The following is a 20048-nucleotide window of genomic DNA, read 5'->3' on the forward strand; positions in this document are numbered from 1 at the left end:
CCACCGCCCCCACCCGCCACGTTCACTCCGATCCCCGCGCATCCGCGTTACGGGAGCAGCTGACGCATGACGCCGTCATATTCTTGAACCATCACGCATGACGATAGACCTGGGCACTGACAGTGGGCAGTGAGTGGCGGAAGAGTGCTCGACCGAACCGCGCACAGGTGCCTTTGCCGGTGGGGTCTGGCGCCCTATGACGTTGCTCAGGCCGCACGGCGAGGCTGCAGACTTCCCTGACGCCTCTGCGCTCAGCAGCGACCGGCCGTGCGGGGCTGGCGGTCCCTGGACGCAGTGATGGCTCTGCGGCGGTTCGGCTAGAGTCGGGGTTGTTCTAGTGGAGGTTGACGGAGTCGCGGGACAACAACCGAGACGACCCGTGCGGCATGTCGCACGTAAGGCTGGTGTCGTTCTGCTGGCCATAGTCGACCAGGGCATCACCACGGCCGGGCCGGGATCCCCCGTGCTGGGGGCTGGCCCCTTCATCATGTTAGATGTCTGCCCATATCTATGTGTGTCAGGCGAAGACGGATGGACGCGGTCGATCGTCGAGAGCCATCAGCTTCGGATCCGGGCGGTGCCGGCTGGTGCATGGATGCGGTGGGCCCAGGCGCGTAGTGGCTGTGGGGGATGGACAGGCTGCACCTCACAGCCGGTAGGCGAAGCGGAGCGCGCCACCCTCCTCGCGGTAGAGCCCGCGGCCGCGCTCGCTGAACGGATTCGGCAGCATACGTACCTGCCGCTGCTCCGCGTCCAGTACCGAGGTGACCACCAGGATCCGCCAGCGGTCACTGCCGGAGTACTTCTGCGCCGCCCGTACCTCGGTTTCGCCGAGCTCGATCTGTCCGCCCGGGCCCTGGGTGGCCTTGACCTCGTACAACCGCGGGTTCTTGCCGGAGCCGACCATGAAGTCGTAGCCGAGGCTGTCGTCTCCGCCGGGCCCGGGAAACACGTGGGTCCGGTTGCCGGAGACCCAGCTGGTCTCGTCGGTTGCCTGGTCCTGTTCGCGAAGCCATTGGTACGCGTACCACTCGCCTACAAAGCCGATCGCCGAGCGCTGGACCGACGACAACCCGCGCTCCCCGTCGGCGCGCGCGCCCGGCCGTCCACCTGAGGGGCCAGCCGCCCTCCGTAGCGGCATCGGTTTCAGCGCGGCCCAGCGCCTGCGGGCACTGCCGCTGGGGGGCGGGTCGGCTTCCAGAGCGCGGCGAAGCTCCGAGGCCAGCTCGGTGAAGTCGCCTGACTCGATGTCGAAGTCCTGTTCACCGATAGAGATGATCCGCTTGCGCTTGGCTCGTTCGGCGCGGGCCTGCTCGGTAGCGTTCCGCGCTCGGTCCAGATCGGCGGGAGTGAGCCCGTGTGCCTGGGGCTCCGAGGAGGCAGCTATGCCGGCCGGCCACTGGCCCAGGGCCGCGAGCCAGCCGACGACATCGTCGGCCGAGAGCTCGCGGAAGTCGAGTGCGCCCGCCTCGTCTAGCAGGGCGGTGACTTCTTCTGCGGCGGCCGCCTTCGCCAGCGCTGCGGGTAGCGGCCGTTTCGCGGCCTTGAACAGGGCGATCAGGTCGGGTGTTGTCTTGGCGATGACCGCGTGGTTGTGGCTGCGCAACCTGTCCATGGCGGCAAGCCGTTCGCCCTTGGTCGGGGCGGGCGCCCCTAGACGGGCGGTGAGTGCCTGTTCGACGAGGGCCCGCAGGAGGTCGTCGTCGGCGGTGTCGACGGTGAGTGCCCACTCTTCCGGAGCCGTGATCCATTTCAGGGAGCGGGTAGCGGGCCAGTCGGCGATGGGTCTACGGGCATCGAACTCTTCCCGACGGGCCCAGCGCAGCCGGTCGATGAGGATGCCGCGACCGAAATCCACGTGTCGGCGTACAGCCTCGTCGTGGGCCTCCGCGTGGCTGATCGGGCGGTACCGGGGCGCAAGCCCTGCCAGAGTGCGGTTCAGGTCCGCGAAGTCGACTTCGGCCAGGGCCCGGAGGCCGTCGATGTCTCGCGCGTCGCGCGCGGCCCCGATGAGCTGCGCGGCGGGCAGGGGAAGTGCGCCTGCGTACGGTTCGAGCCGGGCGAGGAACTCCCGGGCGTCGGCCGGAGCCGTGTCCGTCAGCTCCCTGGCCCGGTCGGAGCCGAGGGCGTGTACGAGGAAGGGGTGGCAGCGCTCCAGTACTCCCGCGAGGGACCCGTCGAGGCGGTGAGCGGTCTCCCTGACCTGGTGGAGGGAGAGATCGAGCACCGCCGCGAGCTGCCGCTCGGTCGGCTCTTCGAGGGATGCGTGCCCCCGCTCCAGTTCGCGGGCAGCGAGCTTGAGCGGGACGGTGTATTCCGGACGGTCCAGGACCTGGCTGACCGCGTAGCCGATCCGGGCCACGAAGTCCCAGGAAAGGGGCAGGTCCGGGGTGAGGATCAGCGGATGGGAGGGGTCGGGTAGGGGGAGCATGCCGTCCTGCCGCTCCGGGAGTTCCACGTCGGCTCCGTCGAGAGTGATCTTCAGCGAGACGTAGCGGTGGATGCGGACGCGGCGGACGGCGGCGACGAAATCGGTGAGCTCGGCGTCGGTCGGGCGGCCGCCCCGGGGCGGATGGTCGACCAGGGCGCCCACCGCGAGTGGAAGCCACGGCAGCTCGTCGACGAGCGGCGTTCCCAGCCCTTCGGTGGAGCCGGAGGCTCCGACGACGGTAGTGCCGGAGGTGCTGACGATTTCGACCGCCAGATCAGCGTCATCGGCATGCCGTATCGTGTTCGGGCAGCGGTGACGGAGGATGCGGGCGACTTTAGCCGCCGCCCCCGGCACCACGAGCAGCGGAAGCTTGAGCTCCCTGGCCAGGCGTGCCTTTAGATTGTCCCGGTCTCCGGTGACGTACAGCCGTACTGAGCCGTCGAGGAGCGTAGCGAAGTCAACCGCGATGAGCTTCTTACCCCGCTCTGCGAGCAGGGTCGAGCCGATGAGCGGCTCGATCGAGGTCATCTGTGCGGCCAGGTTCTGCCAGGCGCGTTCGTTGGCCCGCTGAAGGGAGGGTCGGTCCCCGTCGTCCACGGCATCCGTTTTCACCAGCTCGCCCAGGGTGGCGATGAGCCTGGCGCTGTCCCTGTGGTCGCCCCAGGTCGGCAACCCGGCGTTACGCAGCCGTCGTAGGACCTGATCGTCGTCCAGCAGGGGGCGGAGCTGCCGCAGGACGGTCGGGGCGAAGGCCGGCTCCTGCTCAAGGGTCGAGGGGGCATGCCACGCTTCGTCTGGCCGGACGAAGCGGATGGTTCCGCCACGGCCTCGCACCGGGAGCCAGCGCTGGCCACGGATGAAAGCGGACAGGGGGGTTGGGACGTGCTGCGTGTCCTTATTGCCAGTTCGGTCCCGGTTCCAGTTGCTGGTGAGGTGAGTGTTGTTCCATCGGGCCAGGCCGTGAAGGACCAGCCGTGCATAGGCGATCCTGCCCGGTTCGCTCAGCCGCCCGGCGACGTCCTGACCCGGTAGCCGGAACGCGGGGGTTCCCACATACGGGGTGTACGGATGGGCGACACGGCTCTTCGCGCGGTCGATGAACGGCCGCCACTGATTGGCGACCTCCTCGGACACCTTCGCCATGCTGATCAGTCCGAGCGTGGTGAGCGTGCCACCCTCGGCCTGCGTCTCCGCGCCGGAGGACACTACGGGGAGCAGTCCGTCGGTGACGCCGAGATCGCTGAGGAACTCCCGCCACTCCTCTAGGGTTTCGCCCCGTCTGAGGAAAACCTCAGGAGGCGCCAGGAGTCGCTCTGCCATGAAGCGGAGACCGGCCGAGGACTCACGGCCCTCGGCCACGACGGAGGCGAGATCGTCGCCGTGGGTCCCGGTCCATCCGGCCCCGAAAGCAGCGCCGGCAGCCTTGATGGCGGGGCCCTCGGCAGAGGGAACGTACAACCCCAACAGACGCAATTGCAGTGACTGCGCGGATTGCCTCGACCGGTAGAGGCGGAACACGAAGCGAAGGGCCTGGTCGCGCAGCCGCGCCGAGTTGCTCTCGGTGAGGGCGCGGCGGACGTGGTCGAGCAGGCCGGCGGCGTCGAAGCGCCGTACGAGCTTGAAGCGTTCCAAGAACAACCGAGCTTCCTGGCGTCGTACGTGGCCTTCCTCCTCCACCCAGTTCAGCCCCGGGTGTAGATAGAACATGCGCCTCTTCAAGGCGTCGGGCACGGCCAGGCCCTCGTCGCCCGCTGTCTCGCCGCGAGTCGGCTGGAAAAAGGCCTCCCGCCTGGTCGCCTTGCGCCGCGAGCCGTCCTTTGTGCCCGTGGCAGAGCCGCCGTTGGCACGCCGGAGCTTCCCATCGTCCGCCAGCAACAGTTTTCTGCCCTGCAGTACTCCGCCCTCGTCCTTGAACAGTAGGGCGAGATCGGCGTAAACGCTGTTCCAGTTGTCGACGGGCGCATCGGGGGCGGGCAGCGGCAGGGCCTCCACGATCCGCTCGGCGTGGTCTGCCCGCTGCTGTGCCGAGGGCTCCAAGGGGCACTTGAGCGCATCGCACAACCTCGCGAGACGCTTCAGGGACTTGGCCCCGACGGCCGGATCCGCCACGGCGATGCCGACCGCCCCGGCCGCCTCGGCTGTGAGTACCGACAGTCCGAGGTCGGGCCAGAGCACAGAATCGCGGGGCGTGCCCCAGGAACCGTGCGGAGCTTCCCGGTTCAGGAGTGGTACGACGGGAACGTCCGCGAACTCAGCCCCGTGCACCTGATGCGCCGCTTCGCGCAGCAGGTTGTGGGAGCGCGGCTCGTGCTCCCAGGTCACAAGGTCGACCGCCAACTTGCGGTCTGAAGGCCGGTCTCGCTCCCGCAGCGCGGAGGCTGCCGCCAGAGAGGTCTCGGCGGCCGCCGCGAACAGCATGCTGTTCAGCGGGTGCTCCCGGTCCAGGGCCGTACGGTCCACCTTCGTGAAGAACGGTGCGTTGAGGTGCCCGCGCAGGGGTGCGGCGGCGTCCTCGCCCAGCGGGAGGAAGGTGTAGATCCGGCCACCGCGCAGCGACTCGGTGCCGTCGAGGGGCAACGCCACCTCTACCACCGCTGGTTCCTTCCAGTCACCCCACGAATCATCTAGCTGCCCGAGCTCGGTGGCCGCCTCGATCGTGCCGCGCAGCCGTGCCACGGGGACGCGGCCTCTGGCCACGAGGTATGTGCCCAGTGAGCCGAGTTCGACACGGGCAAGGGAGACGGTCGGGACGGTCCGCGCAGCACCGGCATGTGCGACGTGTGCCTGGGTCCGGACGCTGACGGTCCCCAAGGGCACTTCGTTCCGGGTGAGTTCCGTACGCTGGGGATTTTTGCCCCCTCGTCGTTCGATGAGCAGTCGGTTGAGCCGGTCCAGGAACAGCATCACTGGGGCCTTCGCGGCGCCGAGCTCGTCGAGGCGCCGGACGGCCGCGCGTCGGGAGGCCTCGTTGCGCAGCGGGATCCTGATGGCCGTCACATGACCGTCGGCGGCCAGCTCCTTGCAAGTCAGAGGCACGTCCGAGAGAGGGAAGGGGACCTGGAAGGGCGGGAGTTCTTCCTCCGCTTTGCGTACGAGGTCCTCGTTACCGAGCAGCACCCGCAGGTCGTCCCGTACCGCGAACCGGAAGCAGTACCCATCCAGTACAGCTGGGCCCTCTCGGGTTGTGCTGGCGCTGTAGACTTCCGGGGCATCCGTGATTTCCAGGATGCTACGAAAGCCGACACCCTTGTTCCCGATGCCCTCGCCGACGGTCTTCTCGCTCCGGGCGAGCTTGCAGACGGCCTGGATGCTGGACCAGGTGAAGGGCGTGCCGCCGTTGGCCACATAGAGCGTGCCGTGTGCCCCTTCGTCCTCGTCGAGCAGGACGTGCACGCTTCCGTCGTTCCGGCCTCCGCGGTGAGCATCGTGGCCGTTCTGGAGTAGCTCCAGGAGGAAACGGCCGGCGTAGTCGCGTGCGTTGCTGTGCGATGCTGCACGCAACTGCTGGGCGGGTTGCCATACCTGCGTGGACTGCCACTCCTTGAGCACGGTCTGCGCGTAGTGCCAGAGCTCGCGCGCCCACGTACCGCTTGGGCCGTCCTCGTCCGTGTTACCGGCCATGTCCCCCTGCTTCCATGATGATCTCAAGCAGACCGTAGCGCGGGGGTCGTCGGTGGCGCAGGGCTGTCCGAGAACCGGAAAGACGTCGGGCTGCGGCTCGGTAGACCTGGGACCCGACGTCCCCTGGGAGTGTGGGGTTTCCTTCCGGTGCGTCGCCGTCCTTCCTGGCCGCACAGGGGCGACAACCCACTTGCGGTGTGCAGGGCATCCGTCTAGCCTGCGGGCAGGAATGGAGCCTGGGACAGCACCTGGGCCACCCCCGATCATCTTGAGGTACGGAGCGTCGGAAAGCGCCCTCGCCATCACCTCCTTCCCGCTTCCTGTGCACTTGTTCTGTCCGGCCGTCGTGTGCCGGACAGTCGAAAGGCGTTTCCTTGACCATCTACTCTCAGCACGCCACCCGTGGAAAGACTCAGATCCTGGCGACCTACGAGGGTCCGGACGGCGTCGTGTCCAAGACCGTGACGAGTCTTGCCGAGCCTCGCCTCGCGGTTCCGGTCGTCGACGCCCTCAATCGGATTTCCGCCTTCGCCACCGTCCCTGTCAGCATCCACGACCGCCGGGAACGGCGTGTGGGCTACTACCCGCGTACGCACCTCGCCGCGCTGACCGACCCTGCCGCCCGCACCGCTCTTCTCGGCGGTGCCCACAGCCTGTGGTACGAGTACGTCTGCCTGCGGCTTCACCAGGCGCTCGCCGACCTGGAAAGTGCCGTGGCAGCTCTCCCCGACACGGTCAGCAGGGCGATCCGATCCGAACTGGAGGCAGAGAAGCATGGATTGCAGGCAGGACTCGCGGACTTCTCGGGAACTTCCTCGGAGGAGGATCCGGAGACCGAGCGCTGCTGGGAGTTCGGGCACCCCTTCGTGAAGTACGACGACGGGCTGGACACGCTGAGCGACGAGACGCGCGAGCAGCTCGACCGACGTGAGTCGGAATTCACCTCGGAAGAACGGGAGAAGGCGGTCGCTGCCCTCCGGGTGCTGGTCACCGCGCACTCCCAGGGCGGCGACGTTTGGGCTTCACTCGATGACCCCAGCTGTCGCCTCTTCGTGGAGCCGTATGACTCCGACGGCTTCTATCTGACGATCGAAGCTCCGGAACCAGGCGACCACGAGGCTTCGTGGGAGATCGAGGTCAGCCGTTGGGTACCGGACGATCCCGACGAGGAGCCCGGGAACCACACCAGCGCGACAGGCCACGCCGTGGTCGGCTGCGCCCTTCCGGTCGCGCCGACCGCCGAGGAGATTACTCACTTGCTGAAGTCCGTGGACGAGAAGCCGCTGCTGCTCGCCGAGTGGGCTGAGGCGCCCGTGGGAGCGGTACTCGCAGGGACGACGATGGTGGTGACCGAACGCTACGACTCGTAATCCGGCTCGGCAAGGAAGCCGTGACGCCAGCGTGATGGGCTGGGAACGGCCCGCCACCGCATACCGAGCGGACGCTTCAGCCATGGTGGTCACCCCGCGAGGTGACGGCCGCGGCTGGACCGGCGTGCGTTGCCATCCGGATAGGCTGGGGTTGTCCTAACGGAGGTTGGCGGAGTCGAGGGTTAGCAACTGAGACAACCTCCGGGGTGCAGCGGAAGCAGGGCCTAGGTGTATTGACCCGCAGCGTTGTTGACGCGGGTGATGGGCGGGTGTCCGTCGAGTGCGGTGTGGCAGCGGTGGTGGTTGTAGGTGTGGAGGAAGTCTGCCAGGGCTTCGGTCCGCTCGGTGTTCGAGGTGTAGGGCCGTAGGTAGGCCCACTCGTCGAGGAGGGTGCGGTTGAAGCGTTCGACCTTGCCGTTCGTCTGCGGACGGTAGGGCCGGATCTTCTTGTGGGCGATACCCGCTGCCGTGAGGGTCTGGGTGAAGAGCTTGGACTTGTAGCAGGCGCCGTTGTCGGTCAGGACGCGTTGGACGGTGATGCCGTGGCCGGCGAAGAACGCGTTTGCCCGCTGCCAGAAGGCGATGGCGGTGTGCTGGCGTTCGTCGGGCAGGACCTCGCTGTAGGCCAGGCGGGAGTGGTCGTCGACGGCCGAGTGGATGTAGCTGTAACCGATCACCGGCGTGCAACTCTTGCGCTCGGTGGTGGTGGCCTGACGGTTTCGGTCGCCGGCTGCGCGGCCGACGGTCCGCCATCCGCCGCCGTCGGGGATGTTGCCGAGCTTCTTGATGTCCACGTGGACCAGCTCGCCGGGCCGGTCGCGTTCATAGCGGCGGATCGGCTGACCGGTGGGCCGGTCCAGCCAGGCCAGCCGGTTCAGGCCGTGCCGGACCAGGATCCGGTGCACGGTCGAGGCGGGCATGCCCAGGATCGGGCCGATCCGGGCAGGGCCGAGCTTGCGCTCGGAACGCAGCCGGCAGACCTTCGCCTCGACCACGGTGACGGTCCGGTGCGGGGTGGTGCGGGGACGGCTGGAACGGTCGTGCAGGCCCGCATCACCTTCGGCCCGCCAGCGGCGGACCCATTTGTGGGCCGTGGGACGGGATATGCCCATCTCCGCGGCCACATGCGCGACAGGACGGCCGGCAAGGACACGTTCGACCAGGATCCGCCTGCCGTGAACGGTCAGCCGGGCATTACGGTGGGACACGAAGACCTCCGTGCGGTGAAGCCTAGACACCTCCACCACACCGGAGGTCTTCGCCATGATCAAGACCAGCCAGCGTTAACAACGCTCGTGATCAATACACCTAGGCCGTGTTTTAGGTCGGGGTTCCGGTTCACGCCTCGCGCTGTGATGATCATGGTGTGGGGCGTGGGGATCTGTCTGATGAGCAGTGGTCGGTGTTGGAGTCGTTGCTGCCTGCCGCTGGTGTGAGTCGCAGGTCGGCGTCCCGGCGGATGTTGGTGGACGGTGTGCGGTGGCGGGTGCGGACCGGTGTTCCGTGGCGTGACCTGCCGTGTGAGTACGGGCCCTGGCAGACCGTTTACGGACTGTTCCGCAGGTGGCAGCGCCAGGGCGTATGGGCGCGGCTGCTGACGTTGTTGCAGGCGAGGGCCGACTCGTTCGGGCTGATCGACTGGGAAGTCAACGTCGACTCCACGGTCTGCCGGGCCCATCAGCATGCGGCCGGTGCCCGCCGCAACGGCGCTGGGCAGAAGGAACCGCCCGGCGGGGTCGGCCACGAGCCGGACGATCATGGGCTGGGCAGGTCCCGCGGTGGCTTCACCACGAAGATCCATCTGGCGTGCGAGCAGGGCCAGAAGCCGCTGTCGCTGCTGGTAACGGCGGGCCAGCGGGGCGACAGCCCGCAGTTCGAGCCGGTCCTCGAAGCCATCCGGGTGCCCAGGCCCGGCGGTGGGCGCCCCAGACGCAAACCGCTGCGGGTGCGGGGAGACAAGGCGTATTCCTCGCGTGCCAACCGCGCCTACCTGCGCAGACGCGGGGTCCGGTGCACGATCCCGGAGCCGGCCGACCAGATCCGCAACCGCAAGCGCCTCGGATCCTCAGGTGGCCGCCCGCCGGCTTTCGACCGGCAGGACTACAAGGCGCGTCACGCGGTGGAGTGCGGGATCAGCCGCCTCAAGCAGTACCGGGCTGTTGCGACCAGATACGACAAGCTCGCCGTGCGTTTCGAGGCGGCCGTTCACGTCGCGGCGATCAACCAGTGGGTGTGAACCCCGGCCGTCGGGCCGTGTCATCCCGGCCACCGGGAACGAGCAGCAGACTCAAGGGGAGGTCCCGTAGTCGCCGACTGGCCTGGCTACGGGCAGGTGGTCACCCTGAGCCAGGGCCGCCTGTCGCCCCGCATCCGTCCGATAATCGGTTGCCTTGTCGGAGACGCTCCCCGAAGGCGAGGCAGTGACCAAGACCGACGACATGCCTCCCATCGACGCGGCCCGCTGGCTGTACCTCTACGAGAACGACTGCCCCGCCCCGGCGGCGGCCGAACTTCCGGCCCTCGCCGCAGAACTGGCCGAGGCCCTCCGCCACCCGGACCCAAACATCCGCGACGGTGCCCCCTACGTGGTGCTGCGCACCTGGATCCAACGGGACGTCATCGACAAGCCGATGCGCACCCGGCTGGGCACTGTGATGGCCGACCGGTTCGACGACCCTGAGATCCAGGCACGTACCTTCGCCCCGCTCGTGCTCGACATGATCGTCGGTCGCGGCGACTTCGACCCGACGTGGCTCGCCGCCTTCCGGCGTTGGTTCCCCGCCGAGACGGACCTGCGCGGGTACGACCGCGAACTCGGCTGGCTCCACGCCGTCGCACACGGCGCCGACCTGCTGGGCGCCTTCGGGCTCCATCCGGAGGTCGACCCGAAGGAGATGCTAGACCTGGCGGCGGAGCGGCTCGTGGCCCCGACCGACGAGATCTTCGCCCAGCAGGAAGATGACCGCCTCGCCCAAGGCATCGCCCGCACGCTGACCCGCCCGGAACTCTCCGAGGCCGAGGCCACCGGCTGGCTGGACGCGATTGAGACGGACTTCGCCGCCGGCCGGCGCGGCGTTCCCACCGTGGCCGCGCACACCTCCAACGCCATGCGCACACTCAGGATGCTGTACCTCCTCGCCGACACCGGCGTCCGGATCGACGGCGCCCCCGCCCCCGTACACCCCCCGCACGCGGAAGGGCTGAAGCGGCGCCTGACTGAGGTACTGGCCCTGGTCTTCCAGGGGGCATGACCGCAGGTGCCGCCGAGGGGTGCCCATCTCCCAGAGACGTGAGGCGTTCCCGTCGATGGGCACTCGACACTAACCAGACCAGCCAGCCCAATGGTTCCTAAAACACGGCCTAGCTGTATTGATCACGAGCGTTGTTAACGCTGGCTGGTCTTGATCATGGCGAAGACCTCCGGTGTGGTGGAGGTGTCTAGGCTTCACCGCACGGAGGTCTTCGTGTCCCACCGTAATGCCCGGCTGACCGTTCACGGCAGGCGGATCCTGGTCGAACGTGTCCTTGCCGGCCGTCCTGTCGCGCATGTGGCCGCGGAGATGGGCATATCCCGTCCCACGGCCCACAAATGGGTCCGCCGCTGGCGGGCCGAAGGTGATGCGGGCCTGCACGACCGTTCCAGCCGTCCCCGCACCACCCCGCACCGGACCGTCACCGTGGTCGAGGCGAAGGTCTGCCGGCTGCGTTCCGAGCGCAAGCTCGGCCCTGCCCGGATCGGCCCGATCCTGGGCATGCCCGCCTCGACCGTGCACCGGATCCTGGTCCGGCACGGCCTGAACCGGCTGGCCTGGCTGGACCGGCCCACCGGTCAGCCGATCCGCCGCTATGAACGCGACCGGCCCGGCGAGCTGGTCCACGTGGACATCAAGAAGCTCGGCAACATCCCCGACGGCGGCGGATGGCGGACCGTCGGCCGCGCAGCCGGCGACCGAAACCGTCAGGCCACCACCACCGAGCGCAAGAGTTGCACGCCGGTGATCGGTTACAGCTACATCCACTCGGCCGTCGACGACCACTCCCGCCTGGCCTACAGCGAGGTCCTGCCCGACGAACGCCAGCACACCGCCATCGCCTTCTGGCAGCGGGCAAACGCGTTCTTCGCCGGCCACGGCATCACCGTCCAACGCGTCCTGACCGACAACGGCGCCTGCTACAAGTCCAAGCTCTTCACCCAGACCCTCACGGCAGCGGGTATCGCCCACAAGAAGATCCGGCCCTACCGTCCGCAGACGAACGGCAAGGTCGAACGCTTCAACCGCACCCTCCTCGACGAGTGGGCCTACCTACGGCCCTACACCTCGAACACCGAGCGGACCGAAGCCCTGGCAGACTTCCTCCACACCTACAACCACCACCGCTGCCACACCGCACTCGACGGACACCCGCCCATCACCCGCGTCAACAACGCTGCGGGTCAATACACCTAGCCTTAACGGTCATGGCACGTGCCACTGACCGGTGTTGTTCGCGAAGCCGCTCTCCATCGTGAACTGGATCTTCGTGATCTTGGAGTCGGACGGCACCTTGAAGGTGATGTACCCGAGCGCGGTGTCGCCAACAGGGATCGTCACCGTCCCGCCGAAGCCCGGGCCCGCAGTTGTTTCCGTGATCCAGGAGTTGAACCGCTGGCCTTGAGCGTCGACGACCTTGGCGCTGTTGTCGGGTGCGTCGCTGTAGACCTCGGCGCCTGTGTTGTGCAGGCGAATCTGCACGGCGACGTACCGCTCTCCCGCTCCGGGGCGCGTGTCCTTGCCGGTCGCCGGATCAACCACCTTCACGACGGTGACGGCGAGTTTCGCCTTGCCGGTGAAACCGGTGAGATTCAGCGTGTCGCCGACCGCGGCTGACGTAGGCGAGGCACTGGGCTTTGACGTCGGCTGTCCAGGCCCGGTGGTTTGTCCAGGCGTGCTGGTAGCTGGGCTCTCAGTGACGGTCTGGGTGCCACAGGCAACTCCTGCAGCACCGATGGCCACCGTCAGTGTAAGCGTCAGTAGACGGGACATGTTCTCTCCCAGAGGCCCTTGACGTCCAAGACGCGATGCATCGGGACACCAACATGATCTCCCGCGCGACTGGGCACCGCATCCTGGCGCGGTCCAGGCTTCGCAGCGTCCGCCAGGCGCGAGCCGCTATGTCACTGAACCTCTTTCATCCTGTGCTGAAGGGTGAAATGGGCTAGTCAGCGGGTGTAGTGACGAGACAGGGCCCCTCGTCGTTGGCGTGGTGATTCCACTCAACACACCGGCGACCGAAGGGGCCCTGTTGGTTCCGTATCCTGCCACGCTCGACGTCCCGCATGAGCTCGTCGAGCATGTTGCCTGGCTGCTTCACGAACACCGCCGGGCCCGCAACACACGCTGACGCAAGCTCGGCTGCTTCCAACAGGCACTGCTCACCCTTGTCCATCTGCGCAAGAACGAAACGTTCTCGCAGCTCGGAGCCGGCTTCGGGATATCCCAGGCCACCGCTTGGCGGTACGTCGGCGACACCTTGGACGTTCTGGCTTCCCGGGCGTCCGGCCTTTATGAAGCCCTCACCGGCCTCGGTGAAGGCGCCCACGTCATCATTGACGGCCCCTTGATCCCCATCGACCGGATCCGCGCGGACGAGCCGTACTACTCGATAAAGCACCGCAGGCATGGCATGAATGTGCAGGTCATCGCCCGTCTGGCGCACCGCTCTGGTTCTCCCGCGCGACCCCGGGCCGGACCCGCGACCTCACCGCGGCCCGGGCCCACGGCATCGTCCAGGCCTGCCTGACCCGGCAGATCCTCGTTCTCGCGGACCGCGCCTATCAGGGCGCCGGCGCCACGTTCCGCACGCCGTACCACCACCACGAACACCCCGCCCACTACCAGCAGTTCAACCGTGACCACGCCCGGCTGAGGACTCTGGGAGAAGGCGCTTTCGTACAGCTGAGGTCCTGGCGACTGCTACGGCGAGCCAGATGCTCCACCCGCCGCATCAGCACGATCCTCCAGGTCGTCCATATGCTCCTGACCTGCGGCTATTCAAGATGAAAGAGGTTCAGTAAGGATCTTCAGCGTCGCCGCTCGAGGGTGAGAACGGCCTTGGTGATTGACGTGAGTCGGTTGGGGCTGATGCGGGCTTTGCGGAAGATCCGCCAGGCCTTGAGGCGGGCGAAGGCCCGCTCGACAGGGAAGCGGAGTCGTGCGTGTGCACGGTTGACGGCTGCTTGTCTCATGGTGAGAGGGCGTCCGAGGTGGCGTTTGAACGGCACCTGGAACGTTCCGCCGGCCCCTGCGTAGGCCTTGTCGGCGAGGACGGGGATCCGCAGTCGTTCACAGACGGTGACGATGCGGTGGGTGCGGGCGGCGGTGATGTCGACGGTGCGGCCGGGCAGTGCCGGCGAGTACCAGATCAGCTCGCCCGCCGGATCGGTGACGGCCTGGATGTTCACGCCGTGCCGACGGGCCTTGCCCGAGTAGTCCCGTTCGCGATCGCCGACCCGGTCGCACTCGGCGATGGTGCCGTCCACCAACACGTATGCGGGACGCGCCCGGCGCAGTGCCTGGGTCAGGGACGGTGCCCTCGCGGCGAGGAGCTTGATCACGCTCTGTACGTAGGCGTGGGCGGTGCCCTCGCTGATCCGGAAGCCCGCGGCGAGCTTGGCATAGGTGGTGTGCTCGCGCAGGTATACCAGGGCGATGACCGCGCGCTGCGAGGGCCGCAGTTTGCAGCGGCGGTCACCCTCGCGGGTGACGATCAGCATCGTGACCCACTCCACGAGCGCGTGCGGCAGGTCGAGTGCGGCAGGATAGGTGACCAACGAGGCCTCCGGTCGCAGCGGTTGAGACGTCAGACATCTCGAACCATTGCCCGAAGGCCTCGCCTGCTATCCAGCCTCGACCGTCACCCGATCGGTGACCACTCTGAAGATCCTTAGTGAGGACCAGCTACTGGAGACCGGCGCAGGGGCTTACGAACCCCGCACCGGTGTCCCGCTTGTGGACGCGCGTGGCCCGGCCCGCCCCTGGCCGAGATGGAGCCACCGTGACCGAGCGCGTCCTGCGTAGACGGTCTCACCTCCTGACCTTCCCGTTGCCACTCGGACTCGCTTCGAGAAGGGTCCCCAACGGAACATTCACCGACGTGGAATCCCGCATCTCGTCATAGAATGTTCGGGCCACCACATGCAGGTTGAGCTGCGTCTCCGCTGGGAGATTAGACCGCCCGAAGTAGTATTCTCCGGACAGTGAACTGGTGGCCACAATAGCTTTCATGGATCGAACGCCGTGCCGGTACGAGTCGACCTCCAGTAGTGCATTGAGCACACCCGGGTCGATCACATCGTTATCTGCCACTGGGGTCCTGAATAGCTGGGTCTCCTTTTCCAAAATGGAACGGAGCAGAACAGCACGCCGGATGATGTACAGTTCGTCGCCGGCTGTTTTGTCGATTCCCTTGAGCTCCATGGCACCACGAACCCGGCTCACGAAGTCAGGGCCTTTGGCCTCGGTGAATCCTTCCTGACTCTGAAAACTGCTCAGACTGGAGGATATGCCGCCGGCGAAGACGAAGATTGACTGCCCTATTGGATGCACCGCCTGGCCCTGCTGGAAGGTTCCATCCTGCATAGGTGAGAGAAAATACCGGAGCCACCCGAGCTTACGCTCAAAATAGGTGTCGAATTCGTCCCAAAGAACTAGCGGTATACCTCCCCTCAGTCCGTCATCGCGCACCAGGTGCAGCGAGTCCTCCATATCGGACGTGTCGCGGAACTGCGACAGGTTGAACTCTTTGAACTCGAATCTTATATCCGGAATCTTCAGTGAATAGATAACCTCCCTGACCGCGGTTGATTTTCCGGATCCAGGAGCACCGAACACGGCGATCGACAGCGGTTCCAGAATCCGCTGTCTGGGCTGGGGCAGTGCGCGGGTACCGCCCTTCTCTGCGTAGTCCCTGACCAGCGCTCTGACCGACTGGAAGCTTTCTATCTCGTCACGATCCACCGTGACGAGATCTCCGTATTTGCCACGCGGGACATCCGCCAGAGCTATAGTCGGTCCCTTCAGCACAATGTCCCGAGCGAGCTGGTGGAGACGACGTTCATGGTTGTTGGCAAGTATCGACCATGAACTGAAGGGCTCCGTCGGATCCACTTCTGCCTCGGCCAACGTGGCGGGAGGCTTGCCACGCGCCCAGCCCTTCGGATCCTTACTCTTGCCCTCATCCAATCCGTCCTTGATGACCGATGCGACATCATTCACGGGAAACGCCGGCCTGAAGCGTTCCACCTTCTGCTGCGGAGCACTTCCTGTCACCGGCGCAGCAGCATTTGCGGGCAGCCCCGTCTCAGCCGGCAGATCCGGCGCCTTGGGAGGAGTGAGTCGTGCCTTGCCGAATCCGCACTCGTAGAGTCTGTGCATGGCCCGCAGCCCGATTTGAACTCCACTCTTGATGCGTGCTGCATCCGGTTCTATCTGACTTTGGTTCATCAGCACACTGGCAAGAGCAGCCATGAGCGTCGAGGTGTAACCCCACATCTGCCCGTGGCCCCAGAAATCCGGCGACCGTTCGAGCCTGGCCGGATCAAAGAGCAGCAGATAGTTCCTGACCCTCCCCCCACCCCTATCCTCGCCGTCGCGATCGAATAGGAGCGCACCCACCGGGCCGAAGGACACGATCACGTAGCGACACTGGATCAGCAGGGGCATCCGACGCAAAGCGGTAGTGCAGTCGCCCGCAGCGCGCTCCCAAGAGACTCCCTGACTGATCTCCACGCCAGCATTTCGACGCAGGTCATCCGCGGCTGTCACCACGATGAGCCTGTCCTTGTGATTTTTCAGCGCCCCCCACAGAGGGCTGTTGGAGCCGATCTGGATGAACTTTTCGCCGCCCAGCTTAAGCAATATCCAAGGTGCTACGTCGGAACTCGGCGGACGTTTCCTGTCGATAGCACTCAACAAGTTCCCGGGATGGTTGCAATAACCAAGGCCCGAGTCGACGATCAAGACGAGTTCCGCTTCCTTGACATCGCCGTCGACGTCGATAGGCTTCGTGCTGCTCTGCTTGGTGATTCCGAGATTTTCGGCCACGCGCCAACGCCCGACGGGGTTCTCGTCCTCCTCCTTTTCCTTCTCCGCTTCAGCGTCCAATGGGAACAGGCCCAGAGTGGTGTAGTAGTGGCTGATCTTTGTTGCTTCACCAAAAGGCTCGGCATTCTCGGGCTTCTCGTCCTTCTCCAGACGCTTCGTGTTCTGTGGCTTCGGTTTCTCAGTTTCCCTCGAATCCGGCCACCGTTGTGTCCGAACGTTGAAATCTGCAGGCCTCACGGCTTCCACGAGTTCTGCGAGGAGCCGGGCACCGCCGGGAAGTTCTCCCGCGCTGATTTCCGCTTCGTGGGTCTGCCATTTGTTTCCGGTCCCGCGACGACGCCCGACTTCTGCCTTGCGTGCGATCACCCAGTCCGCAATACCGTCACCTGAGACAACGACGAAGCGCTGGGGAGATGCACTGGTCTTGCCAGGCATTCTCTGCCTCCGCTCGGTTTCCGCGGACGATGCAGTGCTCTCACAAAATCAGGGCATAGCCTGAGCTGTCCTGGGAGGGCGGATGGCCCCGTCAAGTACCGCGCCCGCATTACCTAATTGTGTACCACTGATTTCTTCTCATTCCAGGGTTGCTCGGCGGGTGGCAAGGCGTCAACCCCGGGGTGTGCCCCGGTACAGAACGTCCTCCGCCCCGAGAACAGCGGACGGGGTGCGCCTAGGACTTGTCCGGCCGATCATGGTGCCGACTGCTGAGGCATGGCGAGGGGGTAGCTCGTCGAGGGCATGGTCGGCCCACGATCTCGTATGCCAGGGTGTCGGTATGGATTGGCAGTCTGAAAGCCCGGAACTCTGGGCGTTCCTGGAGTCCCTGCACCGCGGCAACATCCTGTCCGGGACCGTCGCGGCGATCGAACGGTTCGGGGTTTTCGTGGCCCTGGACGACGGGCCTGCCCATCCCCTCTTCCCCGGTGTCGGGTTCATCGGCGTCCCCGAACTGTCATGGCGGCACATCGACGCTGCCACCGATGTCGTTCAGGTAGGCCAGCGTGTCTCGTGCGAGTTCCTCCAGTTCGACACCTACAACGCGGAGGCCAGGCTGTCCTTGAAGGCACTGGAACCCGACCCTCTTCAGGATTTCGCCGACCGCACAGCAGTGGGCCAGGAACTCTGCGGGACGGTTGAGAAGGTGCTTCCCTTCGGCGTCTTCGTCGACCTCGGGGACGGGATTGTCGGGCTGGCCCCCTTCAGAGCAGTCCACGGCCGGCCTGCGGTGAGTCCGGTGGAAGACTTCGAGGTCGGAGAGGAGATCGCCGTCGTCGTCACGGAAATCGAGCTGCCAACCCGTCGGGTCTTCCTCTCCAGATCGGAGGGTGGCCGGCACGAAGGTGTCGTGCCGGCCACGTGACGGCCAGCGTGCCCAAGCCGTTGATGTGAGCATGGGGCGGGGTGATCTGAGCGATGCCGAGTGGGAACAGCTGCGGCCGTTCCTGCCGGTCAGTAACAGGCGTTGTGGCCGGTGGCGGGACCACCGGCAGGTGATCGACGGGATTCTGCACCGAGTGCGGACCGGCGTGCAGTGGCGTGACCTGCCCGAACGGTTCGGGCCGTGGAAGACCGTCTACGAACGCCACCGCCTGTGGTTGGCCGACGGCACCTGGGAGCGTCTGCTCCAGCAGGTCCAGGCCGCCGCCGACGCCGCAGGCGAGATCGACTGGGACGTCGCGGTCGACTCCACCATCGTCCGTGCGCATCAGCATGCCGCCGGTGCCCGCACCGACCCACCGCCGGCGCCCGGCTCAAAGGGGGCCGAACTGGCAGAACACCAGGACGAGACGCCGTGGCAGAGCCTCGTCGCCCGCCTGGTGGAGGTGGTGCGGGAGGTGAGGGCCTGGGCCGCTCGCGCGGCGGATTCACCACCAAGCTCCACCTGAGCGCGGACGGCCGCTGCCGCCCGCTGTCCCTGATCATCACACCAGGTCAGCGGGCGGACTGCACCCAGCTCCAGCCGGTGCTGGAGAAGATCCGCATCCCTCGCCTCGGGCCGGGCAGACCCCGCAAGAAGCCCGACAGCGTTGCCGCCGACAAGGCTTACAGCAACGGGCCCGTCCGGAACTTCCTGCGGCGCCGGGGCATCCGGCACACGATCCCGGAGAAGACCGACAGCCAGGCCGCCCGCCGGCGCAGAGGCTCACGCGGCGGACGGCCACCCGGCTTCGACGAAGAGCGGTACAAGAAGCGCAACACCGTCGAACGGGCCATCAATAAGCTCAAGCACGCCAGAGCCGTCGCCACCAGATATGACAAACGTGGCTATGTCTACCTCGGCACCGCAACCGCTGCGGCGCTGGCCATCTGGCTCAGGACGTGAACCACCGCAAGACCAGGCAGTAGAGTGACCTGCCGAGATTACCACTTCGAAAGAAGAGTCATGCCCCGCAAGACGGCGGCTGCTCTACGTCTGGACGCTGCCTGTCGGTCCCATCTTCGGGACTACCGGCGCCGGTCCTCACAGTTCTCACCCCATACGCGTCGCCAGGCGGCCCGGTTCGAGGCCGAACGCGGCCTTCCTGTCCAAGCGCTCGAACACGCCGTCCGATGCTGGCGGGGCTTCGTGCACCGTTCAGGATGGCCGCTCTACCTGCCCAAACCGCATCTGCCCGGTTACGACATCTGGGACGACCGCTTCCTGATAGAGCGAGCCATCGGGGCTCTCGACAGACGAGCGGCCCGGGAAATCGCTTCGGCCGTCAAAGAAGCCGACGCCGACTTCCTGGCACGTACTCTGCCCGACCCTCACACTCCAAATGCCTGGCCGTGGTGGCGTCGCAGATGCCAGGACCTGGGCGACATCATGCATGTTCCATCACAGTCACATGATCGGCCGGACAGCTCCTAGTCGGGCCCGGGGGCGTGCCCACCCCAGTCCGCGGTGACACCGCCTGCGTGCGGCAGGTGTGCGAGGCATCGCTGCGCCAGCTCGGGTTCCGAAAGCGGGGACAACGTCGAGATGGCTGCCTGGTCAGGCGGTGGCTTACTGATCTTTTCGTTAGGTCTGTGGTGCTGGTGGGTGGAGGGTGAGGCCGGTGTGAGCGAGGAAGGATCAGGGCGGCTGCCGGTTCTGGTTGATCCGGTGGATGCCCTCTTCGGTGGCCTCGGCGACGTCGGCGAGGTGGTCGCCGGCGAGGTTGGCGAGCTCGCGTTTCTCGAGCGAGGACCACAGCAGTTCCACCGGGTGGAGCTCGGGTGCGTAGGCGGGTAATCGCTCCAGGCGAGCCAGTCCTGTTCGGCGGCCCGGGCCCGCATCACCCGGCTCCAGTGAGCCGACAGCCCGTCCCAGACCAGCACCACCCGCTCGCCGCGGTAGAACACCTTCTGGTGTTCTAGCCGCCGTGGTCATCCCAGGGCACGTAGTCATCCGGCTAACCTGTGGTTGTCCTAACGGAGGTTGGTGGACACGAACAGGGACAACCCGCAGCGGCAGGTGCGGTTGTCGTTCCTCGGGTAGCGGCTCGCTGCTGCATGACGCATCCGCCCCTGCGAACCGGAGGCGCCGCGTGGTGCAGCGGCGCCCCGGCACCCTGCGGGGGG

General features: G+C 66.5%; 11 protein-coding genes and 2 pseudogenes. 7 read left to right on the forward strand and 6 right to left on the reverse strand.

Annotated features, from left to right (window positions below; translation table 11 throughout):
- Nucleotides 1-646 precede the first annotated feature (646 nt).
- Nucleotides 647-6052 (reverse strand): sacsin N-terminal ATP-binding-like domain-containing protein, encoded by a 5406-nt coding sequence (locus SVTN_RS33850; RefSeq protein ID WP_041132513.1) that lies wholly within the window; start codon nt 6050-6052, stop codon nt 647-649.
- A 374-nt stretch (nt 6053-6426) separates the two neighbouring features.
- Here SVTN_RS33850 and SVTN_RS33855 point away from each other — a divergent pair, with 374 nt between their 5' ends.
- Nucleotides 6427-7422 (forward strand): hypothetical protein, encoded by a 996-nt coding sequence (locus tag SVTN_RS33855; RefSeq protein WP_041132514.1) that lies wholly within the window; start codon nt 6427-6429, stop codon nt 7420-7422.
- A 224-nt stretch (nt 7423-7646) separates the two neighbouring features.
- Here SVTN_RS33855 and SVTN_RS33860 read toward each other — a convergent pair whose 3' ends face one another.
- A complete protein-coding gene (locus SVTN_RS33860; RefSeq protein ID WP_041132515.1) occupies nt 7647-8630 on the reverse strand; it encodes an IS481 family transposase in 984 nt (327 codons plus the stop codon).
- A gap of 158 nt (nt 8631-8788) precedes the next feature.
- Between SVTN_RS33860 and SVTN_RS33865 the strand changes: the two genes are divergently transcribed.
- From SVTN_RS33865 to SVTN_RS33875, 3 genes are all read left to right on the forward strand, one after another.
- Nucleotides 8789-9658, forward strand: coding sequence for an IS5 family transposase (locus SVTN_RS33865; protein ID WP_041132516.1), 870 nt, complete (start codon nt 8789-8791; stop codon nt 9656-9658).
- Between the two features lie 184 nt (nt 9659-9842).
- The gene (locus tag SVTN_RS33870; protein WP_218922694.1) at nt 9843-10673 is read left to right on the forward strand and encodes a DUF2785 domain-containing protein; all 831 of its coding nucleotides are present in this window, start codon (nt 9843-9845) and stop codon (nt 10671-10673) included.
- 213 nt (nt 10674-10886) lie between these two features.
- On the forward strand, nt 10887-11870 hold the full coding sequence (locus tag SVTN_RS33875; RefSeq protein WP_041132515.1) for an IS481 family transposase: 984 nt from the start codon (nt 10887-10889) through the stop codon (nt 11868-11870).
- Between the two features lie 9 nt (nt 11871-11879).
- On the opposite strand, the gene SVTN_RS33880 is transcribed toward SVTN_RS33875, so the two are convergent.
- Nucleotides 11880-12446, reverse strand: a complete 567-nt coding sequence (locus tag SVTN_RS33880; protein WP_063782296.1) for a DUF4352 domain-containing protein — start codon at nt 12444-12446, stop codon at nt 11880-11882.
- Between the two features lie 217 nt (nt 12447-12663).
- Here SVTN_RS33880 and SVTN_RS42660 point away from each other — a divergent pair.
- A pseudogene (locus SVTN_RS42660) lies at nt 12664-13463 on the forward strand (transposase family protein).
- Between the two features lie 20 nt (nt 13464-13483).
- On the opposite strand, the gene SVTN_RS33890 reads toward SVTN_RS42660, so the two are convergent.
- Both SVTN_RS33890 and SVTN_RS44475 read right to left on the reverse strand, forming a co-directional pair.
- Complete coding sequence (locus tag SVTN_RS33890) at nt 13484-14233, reverse strand: IS5/IS1182 family transposase (RefSeq protein WP_041127278.1); 750 nt, start codon at nt 14231-14233, stop codon at nt 13484-13486.
- Nucleotides 14234-14486: 253 nt separating this feature from the next.
- Complete coding sequence (locus SVTN_RS44475) at nt 14487-16940, reverse strand: P-loop NTPase family protein (protein WP_159026542.1); 2454 nt, start codon at nt 16938-16940, stop codon at nt 14487-14489.
- 340 nt (nt 16941-17280) lie between these two features.
- On the opposite strand from SVTN_RS44475, the gene SVTN_RS33905 reads away from it, so the two are divergent.
- The gene (locus SVTN_RS33905; protein WP_041132519.1) at nt 17281-17865 is read left to right on the forward strand and encodes a S1 RNA-binding domain-containing protein; all 585 of its coding nucleotides are present in this window, start codon (nt 17281-17283) and stop codon (nt 17863-17865) included.
- 31 nt (nt 17866-17896) lie between these two features.
- Nucleotides 17897-18828, forward strand: a pseudogene (locus SVTN_RS42665) (IS5 family transposase).
- 732 nt (nt 18829-19560) lie between these two features.
- Here the strand turns inward: SVTN_RS42665 and SVTN_RS46260 are convergent.
- Complete coding sequence (locus SVTN_RS46260; RefSeq protein WP_281192589.1) at nt 19561-19689, reverse strand: hypothetical protein; 129 nt, start codon at nt 19687-19689, stop codon at nt 19561-19563.
- Between the last annotated feature and the right edge of the window lie 359 nt (nt 19690-20048).

The sequence above is a fragment of the Streptomyces vietnamensis genome (assembly GCF_000830005.1).
In the GTDB taxonomy this organism is placed as follows: Bacteria; Actinomycetota; Actinomycetes; order Streptomycetales; family Streptomycetaceae; genus Streptomyces; species Streptomyces vietnamensis.

Bases quoted from the DNA above. Each gene is read 5' to 3' on its own strand.
- SVTN_RS33850 (WP_041132513.1), bottom strand. From the start codon at position 6,052: ATGGCCGGTAACACGGACGAGGACGGCCCAAGCGGTACGTGGGCGCGC.
- SVTN_RS33880 (WP_063782296.1), bottom strand. From the start codon at position 12,446: ATGTCCCGTCTACTGACGCTTACACTGACGGTGGCCATCGGTGCTGCA.
- SVTN_RS44475 (WP_159026542.1), bottom strand. From the start codon at position 16,940: ATGCCTGGCAAGACCAGTGCATCTCCCCAGCGCTTCGTCGTTGTCTCA.
- SVTN_RS33905 (WP_041132519.1), top strand. From the start codon at position 17,281: ATGGATTGGCAGTCTGAAAGCCCGGAACTCTGGGCGTTCCTGGAGTCC.